At 62.4% G+C, this 24,529-nt stretch carries 19 protein-coding genes, 1 other RNA gene and 1 riboswitch; of the genes, 14 read left to right on the top strand and 6 right to left on the bottom strand.

Features of this window, described 5'->3' with window-relative positions; all coding sequences use genetic code 11:
- Positions 1 to 16: 16 nt before the first annotated feature.
- From prmB to OJHNALOF_RS08370, 5 genes are all read left to right on the top strand, one after another.
- Positions 17 to 937: a 50S ribosomal protein L3 N(5)-glutamine methyltransferase gene (gene prmB, locus OJHNALOF_RS08350; protein WP_094199541.1), complete on the top strand. Its 921-nt coding sequence runs from the start codon at positions 17 to 19 to the stop codon at positions 935 to 937.
- A gap of 24 nt (positions 938 to 961) precedes the next feature.
- On the top strand, positions 962 to 2,047 hold the full coding sequence (gene aroC, locus OJHNALOF_RS08355; protein ID WP_165661716.1) for a chorismate synthase: 1,086 nt from the start codon (positions 962 to 964) through the stop codon (positions 2,045 to 2,047).
- Positions 2,048 to 2,133: 86 nt separating this feature from the next.
- Positions 2,134 to 2,658 carry an elongation factor P hydroxylase gene (locus OJHNALOF_RS08360; RefSeq protein WP_165661717.1) on the top strand — a complete coding sequence of 175 codons (525 nt, stop codon included), beginning with the start codon at positions 2,134 to 2,136 and terminating at the stop codon, positions 2,656 to 2,658.
- A gap of 9 nt (positions 2,659 to 2,667) precedes the next feature.
- Entirely contained in the window at positions 2,668 to 3,801 is a 1,134-nt protein-coding gene (locus OJHNALOF_RS08365) for an ATP-NAD kinase family protein (protein WP_165661718.1), read from the top strand.
- Positions 3,798 to 4,082 (top strand): YfcL family protein, encoded by a 285-nt coding sequence (locus OJHNALOF_RS08370; RefSeq protein WP_094199537.1) that lies wholly within the window; start codon positions 3,798 to 3,800, stop codon positions 4,080 to 4,082. The genes OJHNALOF_RS08365 and OJHNALOF_RS08370 overlap by 4 nt, the downstream gene beginning before the upstream one ends.
- Before the next feature lie 143 nt (positions 4,083 to 4,225).
- Here OJHNALOF_RS08370 and cysN read toward each other — a convergent pair whose 3' ends face one another.
- Together cysN and cysD are read right to left on the bottom strand one after the other, a co-directional pair.
- Positions 4,226 to 6,148, bottom strand: coding sequence for a sulfate adenylyltransferase subunit CysN (gene cysN / locus OJHNALOF_RS08375; protein WP_165661719.1), 1,923 nt, complete (start codon positions 6,146 to 6,148; stop codon positions 4,226 to 4,228).
- A complete protein-coding gene (gene cysD / locus OJHNALOF_RS08380; RefSeq protein ID WP_211284196.1) occupies positions 6,148 to 7,053 on the bottom strand; it encodes a sulfate adenylyltransferase subunit CysD in 906 nt (301 codons plus the stop codon). The genes cysN and cysD overlap by 1 nt, the downstream gene beginning before the upstream one ends.
- Before the next feature lie 114 nt (positions 7,054 to 7,167).
- Here cysD and OJHNALOF_RS08385 point away from each other — a divergent pair, with 114 nt between their 5' ends.
- Together OJHNALOF_RS08385 and ffs are read left to right on the top strand one after the other, a co-directional pair.
- A complete protein-coding gene (locus OJHNALOF_RS08385; RefSeq protein WP_165661720.1) occupies positions 7,168 to 8,895 on the top strand; it encodes an SLC13 family permease in 1,728 nt (575 codons plus the stop codon).
- A 159-nt stretch (positions 8,896 to 9,054) separates the two neighbouring features.
- Positions 9,055 to 9,152: signal recognition particle sRNA small type (gene ffs / locus OJHNALOF_RS08390), an RNA gene on the top strand.
- Positions 9,153 to 9,397: 245 nt separating this feature from the next.
- On the opposite strand, the gene OJHNALOF_RS08395 is transcribed toward ffs, so the two are convergent.
- Positions 9,398 to 10,267, bottom strand: coding sequence for a LysR substrate-binding domain-containing protein (locus OJHNALOF_RS08395; RefSeq protein WP_165661721.1), 870 nt, complete (start codon positions 10,265 to 10,267; stop codon positions 9,398 to 9,400).
- A 172-nt stretch (positions 10,268 to 10,439) separates the two neighbouring features.
- On the opposite strand from OJHNALOF_RS08395, the gene OJHNALOF_RS08400 reads away from it, so the two are divergent.
- From OJHNALOF_RS08400 to OJHNALOF_RS08415, 4 genes are all read left to right on the top strand, one after another.
- A complete protein-coding gene (locus tag OJHNALOF_RS08400; RefSeq protein WP_094199532.1) occupies positions 10,440 to 11,348 on the top strand; it encodes a DMT family transporter in 909 nt (302 codons plus the stop codon).
- Positions 11,349 to 11,411: 63 nt separating this feature from the next.
- Positions 11,412 to 12,083 (top strand): ABC transporter ATP-binding protein, encoded by a 672-nt coding sequence (locus OJHNALOF_RS08405; protein WP_165661722.1) that lies wholly within the window; start codon positions 11,412 to 11,414, stop codon positions 12,081 to 12,083.
- Positions 12,080 to 14,539 carry an ABC transporter permease gene (locus tag OJHNALOF_RS08410; protein WP_206063589.1) on the top strand — a complete coding sequence of 820 codons (2,460 nt, stop codon included), beginning with the start codon at positions 12,080 to 12,082 and terminating at the stop codon, positions 14,537 to 14,539. Before OJHNALOF_RS08405 ends, OJHNALOF_RS08410 begins: the two co-directional genes overlap by 4 nt.
- Positions 14,536 to 15,666: a lipocalin-like domain-containing protein gene (locus OJHNALOF_RS08415; protein ID WP_165661723.1), complete on the top strand. Its 1,131-nt coding sequence runs from the start codon at positions 14,536 to 14,538 to the stop codon at positions 15,664 to 15,666. The genes OJHNALOF_RS08410 and OJHNALOF_RS08415 overlap by 4 nt, the downstream gene beginning before the upstream one ends.
- A 38-nt stretch (positions 15,667 to 15,704) precedes the next feature.
- Here OJHNALOF_RS08415 and OJHNALOF_RS08420 read toward each other — a convergent pair whose 3' ends face one another.
- Positions 15,705 to 17,774, bottom strand: coding sequence for a TonB-dependent receptor plug domain-containing protein (locus tag OJHNALOF_RS08420; RefSeq protein WP_165661724.1), 2,070 nt, complete (start codon positions 17,772 to 17,774; stop codon positions 15,705 to 15,707).
- A 52-nt stretch (positions 17,775 to 17,826) separates the two neighbouring features.
- Positions 17,827 to 17,928, bottom strand: a riboswitch (TPP riboswitch).
- A gap of 187 nt (positions 17,929 to 18,115) precedes the next feature.
- A complete protein-coding gene (gene ggt, locus OJHNALOF_RS08425; protein ID WP_165661725.1) occupies positions 18,116 to 19,855 on the bottom strand; it encodes a gamma-glutamyltransferase in 1,740 nt (579 codons plus the stop codon).
- Positions 19,856 to 20,063: 208 nt separating this feature from the next.
- On the opposite strand from ggt, the gene OJHNALOF_RS08430 reads away from it, so the two are divergent.
- Positions 20,064 to 21,122: a calcium/sodium antiporter gene (locus OJHNALOF_RS08430; protein WP_165661726.1), complete on the top strand. Its 1,059-nt coding sequence runs from the start codon at positions 20,064 to 20,066 to the stop codon at positions 21,120 to 21,122.
- A gap of 31 nt (positions 21,123 to 21,153) precedes the next feature.
- Here the strand turns inward: OJHNALOF_RS08430 and OJHNALOF_RS08435 are convergent, their stop codons facing one another.
- Positions 21,154 to 22,431 (bottom strand): MFS transporter, encoded by a 1,278-nt coding sequence (locus OJHNALOF_RS08435; RefSeq protein ID WP_165661727.1) that lies wholly within the window; start codon positions 22,429 to 22,431, stop codon positions 21,154 to 21,156.
- A 270-nt stretch (positions 22,432 to 22,701) separates the two neighbouring features.
- On the opposite strand from OJHNALOF_RS08435, the gene OJHNALOF_RS08440 reads away from it, so the two are divergent.
- Together OJHNALOF_RS08440 and OJHNALOF_RS08445 are read left to right on the top strand one after the other, a co-directional pair.
- Complete coding sequence (locus OJHNALOF_RS08440) at positions 22,702 to 24,120, top strand: HTTM domain-containing protein (RefSeq protein WP_165661728.1); 1,419 nt, start codon at positions 22,702 to 22,704, stop codon at positions 24,118 to 24,120.
- A complete protein-coding gene (locus OJHNALOF_RS08445; protein WP_165661729.1) occupies positions 24,104 to 24,523 on the top strand; it encodes a thiol-disulfide oxidoreductase DCC family protein in 420 nt (139 codons plus the stop codon). The genes OJHNALOF_RS08440 and OJHNALOF_RS08445 overlap by 17 nt, the downstream gene beginning before the upstream one ends.
- Positions 24,524 to 24,529 lie beyond the last annotated feature (6 nt).

Genomic DNA, 24,529 nt, shown 5'->3' on the forward strand with positions numbered 1-24,529 from the left:
GCGAGGCGGAGGGGATTTGGACACGCTTTTTAACGACGAGGCACTCAACGAGCTGCACACCATGGGTGACTGGCTGCGCTTTGCCGCCAGCCGCTTTCAGCAGGCCGGCCTGTTTTATGGTCACGGCACCGACAACGCCTGGGATGACGCCGTGCAACTGGTGCTGCCGCTGCTGCATCTGCCTCTCGACTGTCCTCCCCAGGCGCGGGATGCCCGCCTGGTGCCTGCCGAGCGCCGTGTGTTGCTCGAGGCCATTCGCCGCCGGGTGGAAGAGCGTTTGCCCACGCCTTATCTCACCAACACCGCCTGGTTTGCCGGTTACGAGTTTTATGTGGACGAGCGGGTGCTGATTCCACGTTCGCCCATTGCGGAGCTTATCGACACTCGCTTTTCACCCTGGCTGGCCCATGAACCGGCCCGCATCATGGACATGTGCACCGGCTCCGGTTGCATCGCCATTGCCCTGGCCCACGCCTTTCCCGAGGCGGAAGTGGATGCCCTCGACATCTCTCGCGACGCCCTCGACGTGGCCGAGATCAACATTCAGAACCACGGTCTGGAGCAGCAGGTCATTCCCATCGAGTCGGATCTGTTTTCGGCGCTGCCGGCCGGCGACAAGTACGATCTGATCGTGGCCAACCCGCCCTACGTGGACGAAGAGGACATGAGCGATCTGCCCGAGGAGTTTCTGCACGAGCCGGAGCTGGCGCTGGCGTCCGGCTTTGATGGCCTCGACTTTACTCGCCGCATGCTGGCTCAGGCCTGTGATTACCTCACCGACGACGGCGTGCTGGTGGTGGAAGTGGGCAACAGCCAAATTCACATGGAAAACGCCTTTCCCGAGCTGCCCCTGTCCTGGGTGGAGTTCGAGCACGGCGGCCATGGCGTGTTCGTGATCAGCCGGCGGGATCTGCTGCCGCACAAAGACCAGTTTTAACCATTTACAGTCAAGGAAACATTCATGGCAGGGAACAGTATAGGTACCCTCTTTCGCGTCTCTACCTTCGGCGAGAGCCACGGCCTGGCCTTGGGCGCCGTGGTCGACGGCGTGCCCCCGGGTGTGGCATTGTCCGAAGCGGATCTGCAGCAGGACCTCGATCGGCGCAAGCCCGGCACCTCCCGCTTTACCACCCAGCGGCGGGAAGCGGACGAGGTCAAAATTCTTAGCGGCGTGTTTGAAGGCCAGACCACAGGCACCTCCATCGGCCTTATCATCGAGAACACCGATCAGCGCTCCAAGGACTATTCCGCCATCAAGGATCTGTTCCGTCCGGGCCACGCCGATTACACCTATCATCAGAAATACGGCATTCGCGACTACCGCGGTGGTGGTCGCTCTTCTGCGCGGGAAACCGCCATGCGGGTGGCCGCCGGCGCTATCGCCAAAAAGGTGCTGGCCCAGCTCGGTGTGTCCATCTATGCCCACCTGACCCAGCTTGGCCCGATCAAGGCCGAGGCTTTTGACCAGGACATTATCGAAACCAACCCCTTCTTTTTTGCCGACGCCGGCAAGCTGGAAGCGCTGGACGAATACATGCGTGACCTGAAAAAGGAAGGCAACTCCATCGGCGCCAAAATTCAGGTGGTCGCCACCGGCGTGCCCGTGGGCCTGGGCGAGCCGGTCTTTGACCGGCTCGACGCCGATATTGCCCATGCGCTGATGGGCATCAACGCGGTCAAGGGCGTGGAAATCGGTGACGGCTTTGACGTGGTGGAGCAGAAGGGCTCCGAGCACCGGGACGAAATGACTCCGCAGGGCTTTGCCAGCAACCATGCCGGTGGCATTCTGGGTGGCATTTCCAGTGGCCAGGACATTGTCGCCAGCATCGCGCTCAAGCCTACCTCCAGCATCATGGTGCCGGGCAAGACCATCGACAAGGACGGCAACCCCACCGAAATGGTTACCCGGGGCCGCCACGACCCGTGCGTGGGCATTCGCGCTGTGCCCATTGCCGAGGCCATGATGGCCATTGTGCTGCTCGATCACCTGCTGATGCACCGGGCCCAGAATGCCGGCGTGCACACCGGTACGCCGCAGCTGAAATAAAACCGGCGTCACAGCCATGCCCCTTGTGTGCCCGCAGCCAGCGGGTAGAATAGCGGCCCTGTGAAGGGCCGTTTCTTTATCTGTTTATGTCGTTTTGCTACCGGGAGCTGATCTCCCTGTTTGATCACACCTTCTTCGACACTCATAACACGCGGCTTGAGCTGGGGAAGGATGAGCCCATCTATCTGCCCGCCGACGACGTGGTGGCGCACCACCGCATTGTGTTTGCCCACGGCTTCTTTGCCAGTGCCCTGCATGAAGTGGCTCATTGGCTGCTGGCGGGCGAGGCCCGGCGGCAACAGGTAGATTATGGCTACTGGTATCATCCTGACGGCCGCGATGCCGAGGCCCAGGCTGCGTTTGAGGCGGTGGAAGTCAAGCCTCAGGCCATTGAATGGGCGTTGTCGCTCAGTTGCGGGTTCACCTTTAACGTGAGTTGTGACAACCTCGAGGGCACGGTGGAGCCGGATCGCCATGCCTTTCGAAGCAAGGTACGAAAGCAGGCGCTGCATTACCTTGAAGCCGGATTTCCGGCCCGGGCGCAGCGTTTTATGGCCGAGCTGCAGCGTCATTACCGGCGCTCCCCCCTGACCGCCGCCGACTTTGTTTGAGGAGCCGTGATGTTCAGAATCGGACTAATCATCAACCCCCTGGCAGGCCTCGGGGGCAGCGTTGCCCTCAAGGGCAGTGATGGTATGGCCGCCGAAGCCCTGGCGCGGGGCGCCGAGCCCCGCGCCCAGCTGCGCAGTGGCCTGGCCCTGGCCGAGCTGCGTGAACTGAAAGATCGCTTTTGCATCTACACCGTGGCGGGCGACATGGGCGAGCAGTTGTGCCGGGAGCTGGCGCTGCCCTTTGAGGTCAGCCACCAGCCGGGCCATCCCACCACCGCCGACGACACGCGGGCCGCCGTGGTCAGCCTGGTGGAGCAGGGCGTGGATTTGCTGCTGTTTGCCGGTGGCGACGGCACCGCCCGGGATATTTGCGCCGTGGCGCCGAAGGGTCTGTGCGTGCTCGGCATTCCCGCCGGGGTCAAGATTCATTCCGGGGTTTATGGCGTCACCCCCGCCGGCACCGGCCGGCTGCTGGCCAAGCTGGTGCGCGGCGAGCCGGTGAGCCTGATGGAAGCGGACGTGATGGATATCGACGAAACCGCCTTTCGTGAAGGTAAAGTGCGCGCCCGTCGTTACGGTGAAATGCTCATTCCTGGCGAGCTCAGCTATGTGCAGGCGGTCAAGGTGGCCGGCAAGGAGTCGGCGGAGCTGGTGCTTACCGACATTGCCGACGAGGTGATTGAGCGCATGGAGGAAGAGGACGATTGCTACTTCATCATGGGCTCGGGCAGCACGGTGGCGGCGGTGATGGAGCGGCTGGGCCTGCCCAACACCCTGCTGGGGGTGGATCTGGTTTATCAAAAACGGTTAATCGCCTCGGATCTGGATGCCCAGGGCCTGTATGAACACATCAGGGACAGAAACTGCAAGCTGGTGATCACCCTGATCGGGGGCCAGGGCCATGTGTTTGGCCGGGGCAATCAGCAGCTCAGCCCGGCGGTGATTAACGCCGTGGGGCGCGACAATATCTGGCTGCTGGCGACCAAGTCCAAGCTCAGCTCTCTGAACGGGCGCCCGCTGCGAGTCGACACCAATGATCCCGAACTGGACCGCGAACTGGGCGGCCTGATGCGGGTGATCACTGGCTACCATGATGAAGTGCTGGTACGGGTGGCAAACCCGGAATACGAGGCAAATGAATGAATATTTTTGAATTTGAACAACGGCTGCTGAACGAGATCGACGGCAAGGTGGCGGTCGCCACCAACGATCAGCTCTTCGCCGGCGGTTACCTGCGCGGCCACATCACCCTGGCGGTAGCCCAGAGCGAACTGGCCGGGCGCAACCATGTGCGCGACGTCAAGGCACGGGTAAAAACCAGCCTGAACCAGGCCATTCTGAGCGGCGAACTCAACGACGACGATCAAAAGCTGGTGTTCAATTACTGGAACCAGTTGCTGGCCAAGGCGGAAGCCGACGCGTAACTGGCAGGACACTATGTAGTGGAGCATTAACAAAACTGATTGGCTTACCCGAGCGAAGGTCGGGACGCCAAAGAAACGAAGCTCCTCAGCAAATAAAAAGGCCGGCTCAATGAGCCGGCCTTTTGCGTTCAGCAGGGCTGGGGTCAGATAGACCAGTCACCGCCCTCGATAATGCCTTTTTCCTTCAGCAGTTCGATGACCGCATCCGCCGCTTCGCCGGCACTCAGCGCCGTGGTGTCGAGGCGAATTTCCGGGTTCTCCGGCTGCTCGTAGGCGGAGTCGATGCCGGTGAAGTTCTTCAGCTCGCCGCGGCGGGCCTTCTTGTACAGCCCCTTCACATCACGCTCTTCCGCCACGTTGAGCGGGGTGTCCACGTGCACTTCGATGAATTCACCGTCTTCCAGCAGCTCCCGGGCCAGGCGGCGCTCGGCACGGAACGGTGAGATAAAGGCGGTGAGCACAATCAGGCCGGCATCCACCATCAGCTTCGACACTTCCGCCACCCGGCGAATGTTCTCCACCCGGTCGGCGTCGGTAAAGCCCAGGTCTTTATTCAGGCCGTGGCGCACGTTGTCGCCGTCCAGCAGGTAGGTGTGGTTGCCTTGCGCGTGCAGCTTTTTCTCCACCAGGTTGGCGATGGTGGACTTGCCGGCGCCGGACAGGCCGGTAAACCACAGCACCGACGGCTTCTGGTTTTTGGCGAGTGCTCGCGCTTCCTTGTTCACGTCCACGTGTTGCATGTGAATGTTCTGGCTGCGGCGCAGCGAGAAGTGCAGCATGCCGGCGGCGACGGTGTTGTTGCTGAGTCGGTCAATCAGGATAAAGCCGCCGGTGTCCTTGTTGCTCTGGTAGTCGTCAAAGGCGATGGCGCGATCCAGGCTGAGGTTGCACACCGCAATGCCGTTCAGATCCAGCTTCTTGGCGGCCACGTGCTCCAGGGTGTTGACGTTCACCTGGTACTTGATGTCGGTCACCGAGGCGGTCACGGTTTTGGTGCCGATCTTCAGCAGGTAGGGGCGGCCGGGCAGCAGGGCGTCTTCGTGCATCCACACCAGGGTGGATTCAAACTGATCGGCGGTTTCCACCGGCGCCTCGGCGGTGGAGATCACATCCCCCCGGGAGATATCGATTTCGTCCTTCAGGGTCAGGGTCACCGACTGGCCGGCGACGGCCTGCGCCAGATCGCCACCGTGCACCACGATGCGATCCACGGTGCTTTCCTTGCCGGACGGCAGCACCCGAATGCGATCACCGGGTTTGACCACGCCACTGGCCACGGTGCCGGCAAAGCCACGGAAGTCCAGGTTGGGGCGGTTGACCCACTGCACCGGCAGGCGGAAGGGCGCGCGCTGCATGCGGGTGTCGTCCACTTCCACGGTTTCCAGGTAGCCCATCAGGGTGGTGCCGTGGTACCAGGTCATGTTCTGACTGGGCTCGACGATGTTGTCGCCCTTGAACGCCGACATGGGAATGTAGGTGATGTTGTCCAGGTTGAGCTGGGCGGCAAACTGGGCGTAGTCTTCCTTGATCTGGTTAAAGGTGGCTTCCGAGTAATCCACCAGATCCATCTTGTTGATGGCCACCACCACCTGGCGAATGCCCAGCAGCGACATCAGGTAGCTGTGGCGGCGGGTCTGGGTGAGAATGCCCTTGCGCGCATCCACCATCAGAATGGCGGCATCGGCGGTAGAGGCGCCGGTCACCATGTTGCGGGTGTACTGCTCGTGTCCGGGGGTGTCGGCCACGATAAACTTGCGCTTGTCGGTGGAGAAGAAACGGTAGGCCACGTCGATGGTGATGCCCTGCTCGCGTTCGGCGGCCAGGCCGTCCACCAGCAGCGCAAAGTCGATGTCTTCCCCTTGAGTGCCGTATTTTTTGGAGTCCGCCTCCATGGCGGCGAGCTGATCTTCAAACAGCATTTTGGATTCAAACAGCAGGCGACCAATCAGGGTGCTCTTGCCATCGTCCACGCTGCCGCAGGTGATAAAGCGCAGCAGGCTCTTCTGCTCGTGCTGTTGCAGATATTGCTCGATATCGGAAGCGATAAGATCGGATTGGTGCGCCATCAGAAGTAGCCCTCTTGTTTTTTCTTTTCCATGGATGCGGCGGAGTCGTGGTCGATCATGCGGCCCTGACGCTCCGAGGTTTTGGTCAGCAGCATTTCCTGAATGATGGCGGGCAGGGTGTCGGCCTCGGACTCCACCGCGCCGGTGAGCGGGTAGCAGCCGAGGGTACGGAAGCGCACGTTTTTCATCATCGGCACTTCGCCTTCCTTCAGCGGCATGCGCTCGTCGTCCACCATGATCAGGGTGCCGTCACGCTCCACCACCGGGCGCTTGGCGGCGTAATACAGCGGCACGATGGGAATGTTCTCCAGGTGAATGTATTGCCAGATGTCGAGCTCGGTCCAGTTGGACAGCGGGAACACGCGAATGGACTCGCCCTTGAGCTTGCGGGTGTTGTACTGCTTCCACAGCTCGGGGCGCTGGTTTTTGGGGTCCCAGCGGTGCTGGGCGGTACGGAAGGAGAAGATACGCTCCTTGGCGCGGGACTTTTCCTCGTCGCGGCGGGCGCCGCCAAAAGCGGCGTCAAAACCGTACTTGTCGAGCGCCTGCTTCAGGCCCTCGGTCTTGGTGATATCGGTATGAATGGCGGAGCCGTGGGTGAAGGGGTTGATGTCCTTCTCGATGGCTTCCGGGTTGATGTGCACCAGCAGCTCCATGCCCAGCTTCTTGGCCATGTGATCGCGGAACTCGTACATTTCGCGGAACTTCCAGCGGGTGTCCACGTGCAACAGGGGAAAGGGCGGAACCGAAGGATAGAAGGCCTTCATGGCCAGGTGCAGCATCACGGCGCTGTCCTTGCCGATGGAGTAGAGCATGACGGGGTTGTCGGCCTCGGCCACCACTTCCCGCATGATGTGGATACTTTCGGCTTCCAGCCGTTGCAGGTGCGTCAGATTCATAGTGATACTGTTCTCGCCTTTGGATTATACTAATAACAAAATGTTATAGATACTTCATGTATCCAGTCTATTTGATATATGCGTACAATGGTAGCCCTGCTAAAGAGCGAGTGGTTATATATGTCAGCATATTTGGTATTAGCATCGATTGGCGCCCTGCTGGTGCTGCTGGTTCATGGCCGAATATCACCGGCGGTATTGTTCAGCGGTTGGGCCGTAGGCTACGTGATTGTCGGCGTGGTGGACGAGCAGGCCATGCTGTCGAGCTTTTCCAACCCGGCACTGATCACCTTGCTGGTGCTGATGCTGGTGTCGCTGGCACTGGAGCGTTCCCCCTTGCTGGAACGCTTGTCCGACGCCCTGCTGCGGGGCCGGGAATGGCGCGCCAGCCTGAGGCTGATGGGACTGACCGCCGGGCTCTCGGCCTTTCTCAACAACACCGCCGTGGTGGGATCGCTGCTTGGTGTGATCTCCCGCCAGCGTCATATTCCCGCTTCGCGTCTGCTGATCCCGCTGTCGTTCGCCTCCATTCTGGGGGGCATTACCACCCTGGTGGGCACCTCCACCAATCTGGTGGTGAATTCCTTTGTGGTGAATGCCGGCCTGCCGGCACTGGGCATGTTCCAGTTTACCCTGGTGGGGCTGCCGGTGGCCTTGCTGTGCCTGTTGGGCCTGCTGTTCAGCCGGCGCTTTCTGCCCGCGCACCAGATGCAGGGCGAAGAAAGCACCCAGCCCTATTTTCTGGAAGCGCGACTGGAAGGCGGCTCACCGCTCATTGGCCACAGCATTGAAGATAACGGCCTGCGCCGGCTCAATGGTCTGTTTCTGTTGGAAATTGCCCGCAACGATCGGTTGATCAGCCCGGTGTCACCGGACGAAGTGCTGGAGGCCGACGACGTGCTGGTGTTTACCGGCGAGGTGGAAAAGGTGCAGGCGTTGCAGCAGTTTGCCGGCCTGCAGCTGTTTGGCAACGGGGTAGACCGGCTGCTGGCCTCCAACCTGGTGGAAGTGGTGGTGTCCAATGAGTCGGAGCTGGCCAACCGTACCCTGCAGGAAGTGGACTTTCGCACCATGTTCAACGCCGGTGTGGTGGGCATTCGCCGGGGCGGCCGACGGCTTTATGGCACCCTGGGCAAAATTCCGCTCCGGGTTGGCGACAGCCTGCTGCTGGCGGTAGGCCCGGACTTCAAGCAGCACCGCAACCTGGACCGCAATTTTCACCTGCTCAGCAATAGCCTGCAACGGCCAAAGCTGAGCGTGCGCCAGAGCCTGTTTGCCTTTGGCGGCTTTGGTGTGGTGATCGGCCTGGCGGCACTGGGGCTGGTGCCGCTGCTGAACGGTCTGTTGTTGCTGCTGGCGGCGCTGCTGCTGACCCGCATCCTCACGGTGTCGGAGCTGCGTCGGCGCTTTCCCTTTGAGCTGATGATGGTGATCGGCTCGGCGCTGACCGTGGCCAGGGCCCTGGAAAGCTCCGGGGCCGCCCAACTGGTGGCCGACGCCATGCGCGGCTTTTTCAACGGCTATGGCGTAGTGGGGGCCTTTGTGGGGGTGTATCTCATCACCCTGCTGCTGACCGAAACCGTGACCAACAATGCCGCCGCGGCCTTGGCCTTTCCCATTGGGCTGTCTACCGCGCAAGGCTTTGGCGCCGATCCCATGCCCTTTATCATGGCGGTGGCGTTTGGTGCCAGTGCCTGCTTTATGGTGCCCTTTGGTTATCAGACCCATTTGATGGTGTATTCGCCGGGCCGCTACCGGGTGATGGACTACATCAAGACCGGCCTGCCGATCAGCCTGCTCTACAGCGCCGGGGTGCTGGTTCTGGTGCCGCTGTTCTTTCCGTTTTGAGCCAATACACAAGCGTCAGGTCAGGAAGTGAAGCAGCCACAACGAGGTACCGTGACTGCGCATTAATGGCCATAAACGGCCAATAAATCCGCAGTCGGTTCAGCGATGGTTGCATTGAAACGGCATTTTGCTAGACTGGCGGCGCTTCGATGGTGGCCCCGTTGGTCCTCTCGCATCGAAACCTTGTCTACCTGGTCAGGCCCGGAAGGGAGCAGCCACGGCGAGGAGCTTCGAGTGCCGGGATGTGGCTGGCGGGCGCCACCTCCAATCCTCATTAAGAATCTTTCTAATTTTTCTTCTCTTTACGTTTCTCATTCAAGAAGCTGAACTTCCGACATCTGTTAAAACCTGTGCACGGCTTTCGTGTGGTCGGGTAGATCGTTGTCGTCTGTATGCTGTTGTGGTTGAGATTAACCGGCTCGGGTATGGCCGGGAGCACAGGCGGCTCGCTCGTGTTTTTACCACGACGCAGTAATTGCCTGTTAATCGCGCTACCGCAGTCTCAGCCAAAGCGGTTCAGGCACCAGTCCCATACCGCTTCCGCTGCCTTGCCGTGGGAAGGGGAACGCTTACGTACCAGAAAGTAGTCTGAGTCCGTTTCACGGCTTTCTTCCGTCACCTGTACCAACCGGCCGGCCGCCAGATCAGCCGCCACAAAGGCCCGGCAGACCAGGGCAACGCCCTGGCCGGCCATGGCCGCATCCAGGGCCAGCGTGGTCTGGCTGAACACGGCGCCGGGCAGCGTTTTGCCGGTTTGCAGCCACGCAGGCCAGTGGTTGTGGGCGTCATGCAACAGTGGTAGCCCGGCCAGTTGTTTTGCCGTGAGTGGCAGTGACAGTCCCTTTACCAGCAGCGGGTTGGCGACCGCCACCAGCTCTTGGCGGAACAGCAGTTTTGCTTCCTGCGCGGCGGGAAAGGGCGGGCGGGTCAGGCGCACTGCCATGTCCACCTGATCGCGGTCAAAATCGGAGATGGTCTCGGTGGCGATCGTGCGCAGCTCCACCTCGGGCAGGGCGGCGTTCAGTGCGGCTAGACGAGGGATCAACAGTTTGGCCGCGAAGGTGGGGGTGACGCTGATCGTGACCGCCGCCGGCGCGTCATAAAGCCGCCCCGTGGCCTCAGCAAGCAGATCAAAGGCGCGGGTCAGCTCCGCCAGGTAGGCGGTTCCCTGCGGGGTCAGGGCCAGGCCTCTGGGCAGCCGCCGAAAGAGTGTCAGGCCCAGGTGCTCTTCCAGGGCGCGTACCTGCTGGGCAACGGCGCCCTGGGTGACCCCGAGTTCGTCGGCGGCGGCACGAAAGGTCAGTCTGCGGCCTGCGACCTCAAAGGCGCGCATGGCATTTAGCGGTGGCAAGCCGCGGCGAGATGGCGTCATGGCATTTACCTGTAGATTTTCTACAGTCTGGCACGTTTTTATATCACGCGAAACCAGTGTCGGCCTTGGTCATAATGGCGGAAGTCCTGACCGGTCGGCGCATGCGCAGCACCAGTAAAACGGGGATGCATGGTCACCGGTGGGCGTCATTGCCATTTAAAGGAGATCAGACATGTTGCGCATCTATGCGGCACTCATTGCACTCGGGATTATCTGGGGTTCGAACTTTATTTTTATGAAGTGGGCCACGGAGCTGGTTTCGCCCACACAAACGGTATTATTGCGGGTGCTTTTCGGTTTTCTGCCGCTGGCCCTGGTGGCGTGGCGAACCGGGGTCCTGACACGGCGTCAGCTACGCCACCTGCCGCATTTTGCCGTGATGTCGGTGCTGGCCACAACGTTTTACTATTACGGTTTTGTGGCCGGCACGGCCCGGTTGCCGTCCAGCATCGCCGGGCTGCTGAGCGGCTCAATACCCATGTTTACCTTTATCTGTGCATTCCTGTTTCTGCGTGAGGATCGCCCAACCCCTCGCATGACGGTGGGCATGGTGCTCGGCTTTGTGGGCATAGTGCTAAGTGCAAGGCCGTGGCAAGGCGCTGCCGGGGCAGATGTGCTCGGCGTGCTCTGGATGCTGGCGGGCACTCTGAGCCTGGGGATGTCCTTTGTGTATGCCCAGCGGTTTTTGTTGCCGTTGAAATTGCCCTCGCTGGCACTGGCGACCTGGCAAACGGGGCTGGCGCTGTTGACCCTGGTCGTACTGACAGACGTTGACGGCATGGCTGCCATCGCAACCGACATGCATGCACTGCTGGGCACCGTGATTGGCCTGGGCATGCTGGGCACCGGTGGCGCCTTTTTTATCTATTACCTGATCATCGAGAGGCTTGGCTCGGTGCGGGCATCCGTGGCCACCTACATTGCTCCTGTGGTGGCGGTGATCATTGGGGCCGCGGTGGGAGAAAGCATCACTGCAGGCCTGCTGCTGGCACTGGGGCTGATCCTGGGCGGAGTGGTGCTGATCCAGACCGGTAAGCGCACAACGACTCCCGGCCGTGAACGTGAAGGGGCGGCAACCTGACCTCGACCACCTCATGGCGCTATCCTAGTGTTAGCCCAGGCCGGGAACCTCCAGGAGGCCGTCATGCTCGAGTTTCGTCAGGTTCACAAAAGCTATTCCACTCCTCAGGGACCGCAGTATGTGCTGTCGGGAGTGGATCTGCGGCTGGCTGCCGGTGAAAGCCTGGCGCTGATGGGGGAGTCGGGCAGCGGCAAGTCTACCCTGCTGCACCTGGCGGCAGGGCTGGACTTGCCCGAGCGCGGGGAGGTGTTGATCGGCGGCACGTCGTTGGCCGGGCTGAGCGAAACGGGCAGGGCAACGTTAAGGCGCCATACCCTTGGTCTGGTATTTCAGCAGTTTCACCTGGTTCCAAGCCTGAATGTGGCCGACAACCTGCTGCTGCAGGCCCGGCTGGCGGGGCGGGAAGATTCACGCTGGACCGCCCGGTTGCTGGAGCGGCTGGGGCTGGTGAAGCATCAACATTATTACCCCGAGCAGCTCTCCGGTGGTCTGCAGCAGCGGCTGGCCATTGGCCGCGCGCTGGCACCGCGGCCGGCCTTGTTGCTGGCCGATGAGCCTACCGGCAACCTGGATGAAACCACCGCCGATACCGTGCTTGGCCTGCTGCTGGAGCTGGTGGCCGAAAGCGGCAGCAGCCTGCTGATGGTGACCCACAGCCCCAGGGTTGCCGCCCCGCTGGATGCCTGCTTAATCCTGCATCACGGCCGGTTGTTGCCCGAACGTCCTACACCATGATGCGAGTGGTCCTGGCAACCCTGTTATCCCACTACCGCCGTCATCCGGGGCAGTTGGCGATGCTGCTGCTCGGGCTTTGGGTCGCAGGGGCGTTGTGGAGCGGAGTGCAGGCCATTAACGCCTCGGCACGGGAGAGCTATGGCCGGGCCGAGGCCTGGCTGGGCAGTGGCGTCGTTTGGCTGGTGCGCGAGGATGGCCAGCCGCTCACCTACCGCGATTTTGTGGTGCTGCGCCGGGCCGGCGTGCCGGTTTCGCCCCTGCTGCAAGGAAAGCGGGACATCGCCGGCGGTGCGAGGATTACCCTGGTGGGCATTGATCCGCTGACCTTGCCGGCCAATAGCGCGCTGGCCGACACGAGCGGAAGCTTGCGGGATTTTATTCAGCCGCCCTGGCAGGTGCGGCTGGCGCCGGACACGCGCGCGCAACTGGGCGATTCCCCTCGGCTGCAGGACGGCACTTTGCTGCCTCCCCTGGTGGAAGCCTTCGCGTTGCCTCCCCAAACCCTGGTGATGGATATTGCCGTCGCCGCCCAATTGCTGCAGGCCAATGATGGTATCACCGCACTGCTTATTGATAAGGAGCAGGCTGCCCCTGCGGGCTTTATGAGAATGACCCGGGCCGGCCCGGGTGAGCTGACCGAAAGCTTTCACTTAAACCTCACCGCCATGGCGCTGCTGGCACTGATCGTCGGTTTGTTTATTGTGCAGGTGGCGCTGGGACTGGCGCTGGAGCAGCGCCTGGCACTGTTGCGCACCCTGCGTGCCCTGGGCGTGCCGGCCCTTACCCTGCTGGCCTTGCTGGTGCTCGAGTTGCTGGGGATTGGGCTGATTGGCGCCTCGGCGGGGCTGATCAGCGGAGTCTGGCTGGCCAAAGCCCTGCTGCCCGACGTGGCCGCCACCCTGCAAAGTCTGTATGGCGCAAAAGTGAGTGCCAGCCTTAACCTGCCCTGGCATTACTGGCTGGGGGGCATGGGCGTGACCCTGGGCGGCCTGGTGGTGGCTGCCGGCGGCGTGCTCTGGCGGGCGAGCCGCCTTCCGCTACTGGGGTTGGGTCAGGCGCAGGCATGGCGCAGTGGGTTTGAGCGACAACTGCGCTGGCAGGCGCGGCTGGGTGTGATGGCCGCCCTGCTGGCACTGGTATGCGGGCTTGTGCTGTGGGGCTCCCCCGCCGGCGAGGGACTGCTCGCCGGGTTTGGCCTGGTGGCGGCCCTGCTGCTGGCTGCGGCACTCTGTTTGCCGCCGTTGCTGGCCCGGCTGTTGGTGCTGCTATTACCCTGGGCGCGACCGCGGCCACTCATGCAATGGGCCCTGGCGGACATGCAGCTGCAACTGCCCCGATTGTCGCTGGCCATGATGGCGCTGCTGATTGCCCTGACCGCCAACCTGGGGGTAAGCAGCATGGTTGGTGGTTTTCGGCTGACCTTTCTCGACTGGCTAGAGCGGCGGTTGATGGCGGACTTGTACCTTAGGCCGCCGCCGGCGCAGTTCGAAGAAATACACGCCTGGCTGGGCCGGCGCCCTGAGGTACAGGCGCGGCTGACCACCGTCAGTGCCGAGGCCGAACTGCTTGAGATCACCTCAACTGCCACGGCGCGCCGTTTGAGCCTGACCGTGGCCGTGTTCGGCATTACGCCGGCCCCCGAGCTGGTGGCGCGCTGGCCGCTGCTGGCCTCCTTGAGTGAGCGCGACGCGGCATGGCAAGCACTTCGCCGCGGTGAGGCCTTTATCAACGAGCAACTGGCCCGGCGGGAAGGGATTGCACCGGGAGACCGGTTGAGCCTGGTCACTCCCGGCGGAGCCCAGGTGATCACCGTGGCGGGCATCTACCCGGATTATGGCAACCCCAGGGGCGAACTGGTGCTGACCACGGCTCGGGTGCAACTTTTGTTCGAGGTGCCGCCAACGGCCATGGGGGTGGTACTGTCGCCCGGTATCAGTGCCGGTTCACTCAGGCAGGCGCTGCGCCAGCGCTTTAATCTGGGGGAGCAACAGCTGCAGGATCAGCGGGAGGTGAAGGCCGGGGCCACCGTCATTTTTGAGCGAACCTTTGCCATTACGCGGGCGTTGAATGCCCTGACCCTGGCGGTAGCGGCGCTGGCGCTGCTGGCCACCCTGCTGGCCCAGGCCGGGGCACGGCGTCGTGCCATGGCCGTACTCTGGGCGTTGGGAGTGTCACGGCGGCGGTTAGTGGCCATTCAGCTGGCACAGCTCGCCGGCATGGCGCTGGCCACCGGCCTGTTGGCCGTTCCCCTGGGCGTGGCGGTGACCGCCTGCCTGGTGTGGGGCATTAATGTGGCGGCCTTTGGCTGGCGGCTGCCGCTGCATGTGTTTCCGGGTGAAATGGGCCTGACCCTGGCCCTTGCCGTGCTGGTGGCGCTGTTGGCGGCGGCCCTGCCCATGCTCAAACTCTTTCGCACGCCACCCCGCGCCCTGCTGGCGGAGGATGAATACCCATGATCACCCTGCTTCGCGTATTACTCCTTTTGTGTTTGCCGAGTGCCTGCGATACCCGCCATAACAATGAGCACAGCGGCTTTGCCGGCCTGGGAGCCGCAGGTGAAGGCTATACCCAGGCTCACGCCGGCATGACCCTGAACTTTCCCGAGGATCACGGCCCGCACGCCGACTTTCGCATTGAGTGGTGGTATCTCACCGCCAACCTGAAAGACCGGCAAGGCGAGCCCCTGGGGCTGCAGTGGACCCTGTTTCGTCAGGCTCAACGGCCCGACACCGCGGAAACACCGTCCGCCGCCCCCTGGGCGGTGGAGCAGATCTGGATGGCGCATATGGCGCTGTCCCGAGGCGGGCAGCACAGAGTGGCCGAGCGCTTTGCCCGAGGCGGCCAAGTGAGCCGGGCCGGGCAGGCCGGGGTCATTGCGGCTCCTTTTCGTGCCTGGCTGGATAACTGGCAGCTGACCAGCCTGAGCACCACCGGGAACGAGCTGGACCGGCTGCGACTCTCGGCCGAAGCCGAGGATGAGCAGGGCCGCTTTGGTTATACGCTGGCGCTGCAGGCCAGCGGCCCGCTGGTAAGCCATGGCATTCACGGCTTCAGCCAAAAGTCGGACGATGGTCAGGGCTCCATGTATTACAGTCAGCCCTTTTACCGGGTGAGCGGTGAGGTATGGTTGAACGATGAGCGGCTGACGGTCAGCGGGCAGGCCTGGCTGGATCGGGAATGGAGCAGCCAGTTGTTGAGTGAGCGTCAGACCGGCTGGGACTGGTTTTCCCTGCACCTGGACAGCGGCCACAAGCTGATGGCCTTTCGCCTGCGCGGCGGAGGCGACCACCACGGTAATTATGTGTCCGGCAGCTGGATGACACCCACCGGCGAGGTAACCCCGCTCAATGCCGAGACATTAACCCTTACGCCGCTGGCCAGTGCCGAGGTTGCCGGCCGGCGGCTGCCGGTGCGCTGGCGACTAACACTGCCGGTGCAAGACCTCGTCATGAACGTCAGTGCCTACCATGCCAACCGTTGGATGAACACGTCGGTGTCCTACTGGGAAGGGGCGGTCAGCGTCAGCAACGCCGTCAGCGGTGCGCCACTCGGGGAAGGCTATCTGGAAATGACCGGGTATTGACCGGGTGACGGTTGCCACCCGGTATCCCTGGCTGGGGGTTAAAACATAAAGCGGGTGGTCACGCCAAACATGCGTGGCGCGCCCAACTGAATGTAGTCTTCGGTGGCGTAGCCCTTGCGCGGATCGTTGCCGAACTGAAAGCCGCGCACGGCGTAGTCTTCGTCGGTGAGGTTGCGGCCCCACAGGGTGATGCTCCAGTTATCCTGCTGGTAGCCCAGGCGGGCATGCAGCAGGGCGTAGGCATCGGAACGGGCATCGTGGCTGTCGGAGAAGTAGAACGCGTCCTTGCCTTCCACATCCAGCCCCGAGAACCAGCCATTGCCGAGATCGAGATTGGCGCCCAGGGCAAACTGATATTCCGGCGCATGGGCGGCTTCGCGGCCATCAAAGCTGGCATCGGCCTCTTTCAGGCGAGTGTCCAGCAGGCCCAGGCTGCCGTAGATGTCCAGATCGGCACTGGCCTGCCACTGGGCCTGGGCTTCCAGGCCATAGCTGTAAGCCCGCTCGGCGTTGGCAGTGTAATCGATGTAGTCGGTGGAGCCATTGGCACGCCTTACGTTGCGATAGGCGCTGATCTGAGCGTCATCCCGCTGCTGAAAGAACAGGGCCAGCTGAGTGTTAAGGCGATTGTCCAGCAGGCTATGCTTGGCGCCAAGTTCGTAGTTCCACAGGGTTTCGGCCTCAAAATCGCGCAGCTCGGCGGGCAGATCGCCGGTGGCGTTATAGCCGCCCACCTTGTAGCCCCGGGAGATCAGGGCGTAATACATGCTACTGGCGTCGGCCTGGTATTCCAGTGCCACCCGGCCGCCCCAGAGCAGATCGACAGGATCGCTGCCATTGTTGTCGCTGTCACGGTATTGAGTGCGATCCTGCTCTACCCGCAGGCCGTTGATCAGGGTCAGCTGGTCGGTAAGGGCCGTTTCCAGCTCGCCATAGGTGGCCACCCGGTTGGCTTCATATTCGCTGGTGAAGTGTTGTGGGGCGAAGGTGTAACGACGGGTCAGATCCGAGCTGCGGTGAAAGAAATAGACTCCGCCGGTCCAGTCGGTGCGGCCATTGAACAGAGCGGACTGCTCGGTGGAGATAAAGCGAATATCGGCGGTGGCGCCGCGCTCGTCCCGCTGGTAGTTGTCGGTGGCACTGTAGCCACCGAGGCCGGGGTTGGCCCAGTCCACATCATAGCCGTATTCCAGGTTGCTCTTGTTCACCGCCAGGGCGGTTTCCAGAATAAAGGCTTCAACGCCATACCAGCTGGCCTTGCCCGACAGGGCAATGGTTTCCTGGCGATCATGGCCCGGGTTGTCCGACAGGGTATGGCGGCTGTTGTCGAGGGAGAAGGCATCGTAGCCGTTGTCGATATTGGCGTAAAACGCGGTCAGATCCAGATCCAGATCGTCGCTGGCGGCAATGCGAAACTTGGTGCGCAGCAGGGTTTCATCAATGTTGTTGGTATTGTCGGCGTTTAAATAATCATTGGTAATAAAGCCGTCGCTCAGGTTGCGCTGGGCCGCAATGCGATAACCTACCTTGTCATTGATGGGGCCACCCACGGCCGCACTCAGGTTGCGGGTGTTGTATTCCCCCAGGGTCAGCTCCACATTGCCTTCCGGTGTATCGGTGGGCTCGTTGGCACGCACGTTAATCAGCCCGGCCAGGGCGTTGGCGCCATACAGGCTGCCCTGCGGGCCGCGCAGCACTTCAACCTGACTGGCATCCAGCAGGGTGGCGCCCGTGGTCATGGCGCTCATGTCGATGCCGTCCACCACCACGCCCACCGAAGGGTTGACCACCCCAATAAACTGGCTGCGCTCGCCCACACCACGGATCTGGTAAAACTTGCCCCGGGATGCACCGGCACTCAGGTTGACGTTGGGGGCCTTGGCCAACACGTCTTCCAGGTGGTTGGTGTTTGGCTTGTCGAGCTCGGCTTCATCGATCACGCTCACGCTGGCGGCGGTGTCCTGCAGGGTGTCTTCCCGAAAGCTGGAAGTCACCAGCACGGGGGCCAGGGTGTAAACGGATTCTGTATTTTCCTCGGCCTGGGCCGGCAGGGTGGCCGCCATGGCCAGGGTCAGGGCAGAAGGAACAAAGGGGGTCAGTCTCGGCACTTTACATCTCCATTTCAGTGCGAAGACCCGGTAACAATACGAGCAGGGCAGGGCGTTGTGAGCTTCCTATTCCTACGCCGGTATCAACCGGATCAGGTTCAAAGGGTTCGCGCGTTGCGCATCTCAGGCGGAAATGCCACCCCTTAGGATTTGGCCTTGGTTATAAGGCGAGCGGAATTATACGCATTCGGTAATAGAAATCGATAAAAACCGGCCGAATCCGGTTATTTAGTGACGAAGACGGCCGGAGATATTTCTCGACGGAGAGGTGCCGGTTGCTGGGGTGCAACCGACGTCATGGGAATAACTCAAAGGGCGGACAAGCCACCCTTTGACGGGGCTTACTGCTGCTGCACCAGGGCGGTGCCCACGCCGTGGCGGCGGGGTTCACTGACCGCGGTGACCGAGCCGTCGGCATGAAAGGCAATGCCGTTGGCGGCGCCAATCTGGTCGGTTTCCACAAAGCGGTGGCCCAGGGCTTCGAGCGCCCTGGCCTGCTCGCTGCCGGGAAAGCCGAGCAGGGTTTCCACCAGGGTGGTGTCGCCGTTGCGCTGGCTCATGCGCGGGGCTGCGAGGGCATCGGCCAGCGACATGCCCAGATCGATGTGGTTGACCATGGTCTGCAGCACGGTGGTGATGATGGTGGAGCCGCCGGGTGAGCCTATGGTAAAGGCGGGCTTGCCGTCGCGCAGCACTATGGTGGGGCTCATGCTGGAGCGGGGCCGCTTGAAGGCTTCGGCCACGTTGGGGTGCGGCGCACTGAAGTCAAAGTCGGTGAGCTCGTTGTTGAGCAAAAAGCCCCGGCCCGGCACCACAATGCCGCTGCCGCCCCAGTCTTCAATGGTAAAGGTGTAGGCCACCACGTTGCCGTGCCGGTCCGACACCGCCAGGTGGGTGGTGTGGGCCGACTCCTGCATCAGGCCGGCGGCGGCAGGGCGCAGGGGCACGGAAGGATCGTCCTGATAGGCGAAGGGATCTCCCGGCCCGCGCTGGCCGGCGGCCCGGGCTTCCAGCTGCGGGGCCCGGTGTTTGGCATATTCCTTGGACAGCAGGCCGGCGATGGGCACGTCGGTGAATTCGGTGTCGGCCACATAGGCGTTCCGGTCGGCAAAGGCCAGGCGCGAGGCTTCCAGATACAGGTGTTCCACCTCGGTGCGTGAAGCCGCCGACAGATCCCGGGTTTCCAGCAGGTTCAGTGCCTGGGCAATGGCAATGCCGCCGCTTGACGGCGGCGCCATGCCATAGACGTCATAGCCCCGGTAGGTGGAATGAATGGGCTGACGCAGCCGCACTTCGTAATCTTTGAGATCGTTCAGGGTCATGGTGGCGCTCAGCACGCTGACGCCGTCCACCACCGGCGGCTGGTTGACCGCCGCCACAATGTCGCGGGCGATGTCGCCTTCATAAAAGGCCTGAGCGCCGCCTTTGGCAATGGCCCGGTAGGTGGCGGCCAGATCCGGGTTGCTGAAATGGCTGCCCACGGGCAGGGCTTTGCCGTTCTGCAGATACAGGGCGCGGCTGGGCTCAAAGCGGGCGAACTTGTGTTCGTTTTTTTGAGCGATGCGGTGAAAGTTGTCGGTCACGGTAAAGCCCTGCTCCGCCACCTCAATGGCGGGGGCCAGGGTCTGCTCAAGGCTCATGGTGCCGTAGCGGCCAAGGGCCTCCTGCCAGCCCAGCACGGTGCCGGGCACACCCACGGAAATGCCGGTGGGCACCACCTCTTCCCAGGCCATGGCCTCGCCGTTGTGCTGAAAAATGCCGGGGTGAAAATAGGCCGGGGCGGTTTCTCTGTGGTCGATGCTGATGACCTTGTCGTCATCGGCGGAGTAAATCAGCATAAAGCCCCCGCCGCCAATGCCGCAGCTGAAGGGATCGGTCACGCCCAGGGTGGCGGCCGCCGCCACGGCGGCGTCGATGGCATTGCCGCCCTGGTCGAGGATCGCAATGGCGGCCCGGCTGGCCTGCTCCGAAATGGTTGCCACGGCGCCGCCCTGGCCGGTGCTGACGGCGGGGGCCGCCTGCAGGGTGATGCTCAGGGTGAGCAGCGAGAGGGTAATCACTGGTCGTAATGCCCGGTTCATGGGGGGTTCCTTTATCCGTGCTCGAGGTGAGAGGCGCGCACAAGCGCACCGGTGCCCGCTGAGTGTAGTTCTCTTATGAGTACCTTTTTGCCATAAGAAAAAATATTTCCGTTACCGCCCCGGCGAGGCTGGCGCCGGCCTTGGGTTCTGCTATTGTCGTGAGCGTTTCGCCCCGTGCCGGGGCCGGTGTTGTTGCAGGAGAGCGCAGATGGTCTGGTTGATGCTGGCGGCAGGATTGCTGTTGCTGATTGTGGGCGCCGATTTGCTGGTGCGGGGCGCGGCCCGGCTGGCCGCCAGTCTGGGCGTGCCGGCGCTGGTCATCGGCCTGACGGTGGTGGCCTTTGGCACCAGCGCGCCCGAGCTGGCGGTGAGCGTGAAATCGGCCTGGGCCGGGCAGACCGAGCTGGCCATTGCCAACGTGGTGGGCAGCAACATTTTCAACGTGCTGTTTATTCTGGGGCTGGCGGCGGTGATCTCGCCGCTGGTGGTTTCGCAGCAGCTTATTCGCCAGGATGTGCCCATCATGATCGGGGTGTCGGTGCTGGCGGTGATCCTGGCCTGGAACGGCACCCTGGGCCGGCTGGAGGCGGGGGTGCTGTTCGCCGGGCTGCTGGGTTACACCGGCTTTTTGTTTGTGCAGGGCCGGCGTCAGAGCGACGGCGGCACCGGTGACGAGGTGGTGCAGACTCCGGCGCCGGTGTGGCAAAACCTGCTGCTGGTGTCGGGCGGTCTGCTGCTGCTGGTGACCGGGGCGCGCTGGCTGGTGCAGAGCGCGGTGCAGCTGGCCGCCGGCTTTGGCGTGAGCGAGGCGGTGATTGGCCTGACCATCGTTGCCGCCGGCACCTCGCTGCCGGAGGTGATGACCTCGGTGATGGCCACCCTTCGCGGGCAGCGCGACATTGCCATCGGCAACGTGGTGGGCAGCAATGTGTTCAACATTCTGTGTGTGCTGGGGCTGTCGGGGCTGGTGTCCCCGGCGCCGCTGCAGGCCGGGCCGCAGCTGGCGTCTCTCGACATGCCGGTGATGCTGGGAGTGGCCTTGCTGTGCCTGCCATTGTTCTTTACCGGGGCGCGGCTCAATCGGGCCGAGGGCGGCCTGTTTCTGGCGCTTTATGTGACCTATGTGTGGTACATGGTGGCGCTGACCCTGGGCTCGGATTATGTATCCTGGCTGCGCGCCGGCATTCTCTTTGGCCTTATCCCGCTGGTGGTGCTGTTTGTGGCGGTGACCCTGGGGCGGGATCTGCGCCTGCGGCGCCGCAGTTAGGTGCCGGCACGTACGGCCGGCGCCCGTGTGCTCAGGCCGTGGCCAGCGGCGTGCCCCGCTGGGCCCAGGGCTTTTCCTCTATGGGCAGGTGCGCCAGGGCCGAGATGGCACCAAAGCCCACGCCAATCCACCAGACCATAAGGTAATTGGAGTGCAGGTCATAAAGGGTACCGCCCAGCCAGACCCCCATAAAACCACCCAGCTGATGGGAGAAGAACACCAGGCCATACAGGGTGCCCATATAGCGCAGCCCGTATATCTGGGCCACCAGGCCGGAGGTGAGGGGAACGGTGGCCAGCCAGAGCGCACCCATGGCCATGGAAAACAGCACCACGCTTTCCGGGGTAATGGGGTTGAGAATAAACACCGCCGACACCAGGGTACGCAGGGCGTAAATGACCGCCAGCAGATACTTGCGTGAATAGCGGTTGCCAAGCCAGCCGGCCAGCAGGGTGCCACCGATATTGAACAGGCCGATAAGGGCAATGGCCATGGCACCGAGGCTGGAGGTGGAGCTCACCCCCAGGGCCTGAATGATGCTGTCCGGCGCAATGGCGCTGCACATTTCGGCAATAAAGGCCGGAAAGTGGGCGGTAATAAACGCCAGCTGATAGCCGCAGGAGAAAAAGCCGATAAAAATAAACAGAAAGGACGGATCCTTCAGCGCCCGTTTCAGCACCACACCCATGTCTTCATCCTGAGGACCCTTGGCCGCCGGAGGCGGAACCCGCATCAGCCCCAGGGCCAGCAGCGAAAGCAGAATAAAGCCCGCCAGACTGACAAACACCGACTGCCAGGGCAGGTGGTCCAGCAGCAGCTGAGTCAGTGGCGGCCCGACTATCTGCCCGGCCGAGCCGGCGGCGGTGACAATGCCCAGGGCCAGGGAGCGGTGCTGATCCGAAGCCGCCCGCCCCACCACGGCGAGGATCACGCCAAAGCCGGTACCGGCAATACCAAAGCCCACCAGCATTTCCAGCAACTGATGCTGACCGGGAGTGATGGCCAGGGCGGAGAGCACCATGCCCACTACGTAGCAGGCCACCCCGGCCACAATGGCCTTGCGGTCGCCGTATTTCTCGGCAAGGGCGCTGAATAAAGGCTGGCCTATGCCCCAGAACAGGTTCTGCAGGGCGAGGGCAAAGGAAAAGTCGGCCCGCGGCCAGTTAAACTCTTCGGCAATGGGCAGCTGAAACAGTCCAAAGGAAGCCCGAACGGAAAAACTGACCAGAATGATGATGCAGCCACCGAGTAGCACGGGGTTAAGCAGCGCAGGGGAAGGAGAAGAAGAAGACGGTGTGCTTGAGGCCATTGTTATTATCCCGTTGGTCGTTTATGCGCGGCTCAGCGCATGCCAGCCCGTGTTCGTATGTTAGCCGTCCATTTTAGTGTGTGGCTGCCGGCATTTCCAAGCAGTAAAACGGTGCGTAACCTCACAGGCCGAAACGAAAGGCCGGCCCGCGCCAGGGGCGGATTCTGGCGCGCCGGCAGTGTGAAACGCTGGGCTCCGAGGCCGCCCACGGGTATGCTGGCCCATTGCGCGCCACGCTCATCGTTATTCACTTACCAACCCGGTGTTATGATGCATAGTCGACCCTGTTCCTCTTTCGTGACCGGCCGCCTGTTTGAGCAGGTGGATGCCGCGTCGCTGGCGTTTTTTCGCATCTGTTTTGGCGTGATCATGCTGGTCGAGTGCGGTCGCTTCTACCGCCATGACTGGATTGAGCGCTACTACATTAGCCCCGATTTTCTGTTCAGCTATTACGGCTTTGAATGGATCACGCCGCTGCCGGGCAATGGCATGTACTGGCTGTTCGGCGCGCTGGCGCTGTTGTCCTTGTGCGTGACCATCGGCCTGTTTTACCGGCTGGCCATCGTGCTGTTGTGGCTGGGCTTTACCTATGTATTCCTGCTGGATCAGGCGCGCTACCTCAACCACTTCTACCTGGTCAGCCTGATGCTGTTTTTGCTGTCATGGGTGCCGGCCCATCGCATCTGGTCGGTGGATGCCTGGCGCAAGGGCGGCCGGGATGGCACCACGGTGGGGTTGTGGTCGGTATGGCTGTTGCGGGGCCAGATGGAGGTCATGCTGATCTTTGCCGGCCTGGTCAAGCTCAACCCCGACTGGCTCAGGCTGGAGCCCCTGGGCATGTGGCTGGCGCGCCGCGCCGAGGCCCCGCTCATCGGCCCCTGGCTGGAACAGGACTGGATGGTGGCGGTGGCCGCCTACGGCGCCATTGCCGTACACCTGGTGGGGGCGCCGCTGCTGCTGTGGCGGCGCACTCGGCTGCCAATCATTCTGGCCTACTGCGGCTTTCACCTGTCGAATCACTTCATGTTCACCATCGGCATTTTCCCGTGGCTGACCATGGCGGCCACGCTGCTGTTCCTGGATCCCGACTGGCCAAGACAGGTGCTGCATGGCCTGCGGCGGCGGATGGGGCTCACGCCGGCACCGTATCGGCCTTCATTACCGGGACCAACACCCGGCCCGGCGCTGCGCCGGGTGGTGCTGGGAGGCATGGTGGTATGGTTTGCGGTGCAGGTGCTGTTACCGCTGCGCCACCTGCTCTATGAGGGCAATCCCAGCTGGACCGAGGAAGGTCACACCTTTGCCTGGATGATGAAGCTGCGCGACAAGAAGGCCGATATTGAGTTTCGTGTGTTCGACCCGCCCACCCGTCGGGAATGGCGGGTGGAGCCGAATGACTTTTTGTTTCCGCACCAGGCCCGCAAGGTGGGCACTCGCCCGGATCTGATCGTGCAGCTGGCCCATCATATTGAGCGGGTCTGGGAGCGGGAGCTGGGAGTCAGTGATGTAGAGGTGCGGGTTCGCAGCTGTGTGTCGCTGAACGGCCGCCCGGCGGCGCTGCTGATAGATCCACAGCGGGATCTCACCCAGGTGAAGCGCAGTCTGCGTCAGGCCGACTGGATATTGCCCCTGCGGGTGCCCTTTGAACGCCCGCCACAACGGAGCCGCCGTTATGATCTCAGCTGCTGAACAGGGCCCCATTCTGCTGTTTGACGGCGTGTGCAACCTGTGTACCGGCTCGGTGCGTTTCGTCATTGAGCACGATCCCGGCAAGCAGTTTCGCTTTGCCTCGCTGCAATCGCCGGTGGCGCAGCAACTGCTGGCCCGTTACGGCATCAAGGCGGCGGCGAATCTGAGCTCGGTGGTGTTGATTGATGAGCAGGGCGTCTGGCTCAGATCCACCGCCGTGTTGCGCACTGCCGGCCGGCTTTCCGCCCCCTGGCCGCTGCTGAAGGTGCTGTTGCTGGTGCCGCGGCCGCTGCGCGACCGGGTCTATGACATGATTGGCGCCCGCCGTTACCGCTGGTTTGGCCGCACCGAGCACTGCTGGGTGCCGGCGGAGGATGTTAGCGAGCGGTTTCTGGACCAATAAAAAACC

The sequence above is a fragment of the Oceanimonas sp. MB9 genome (assembly GCF_011319775.1).
Lineage (GTDB): Bacteria > Pseudomonadota > Gammaproteobacteria > Enterobacterales > Aeromonadaceae > Oceanimonas > Oceanimonas doudoroffii.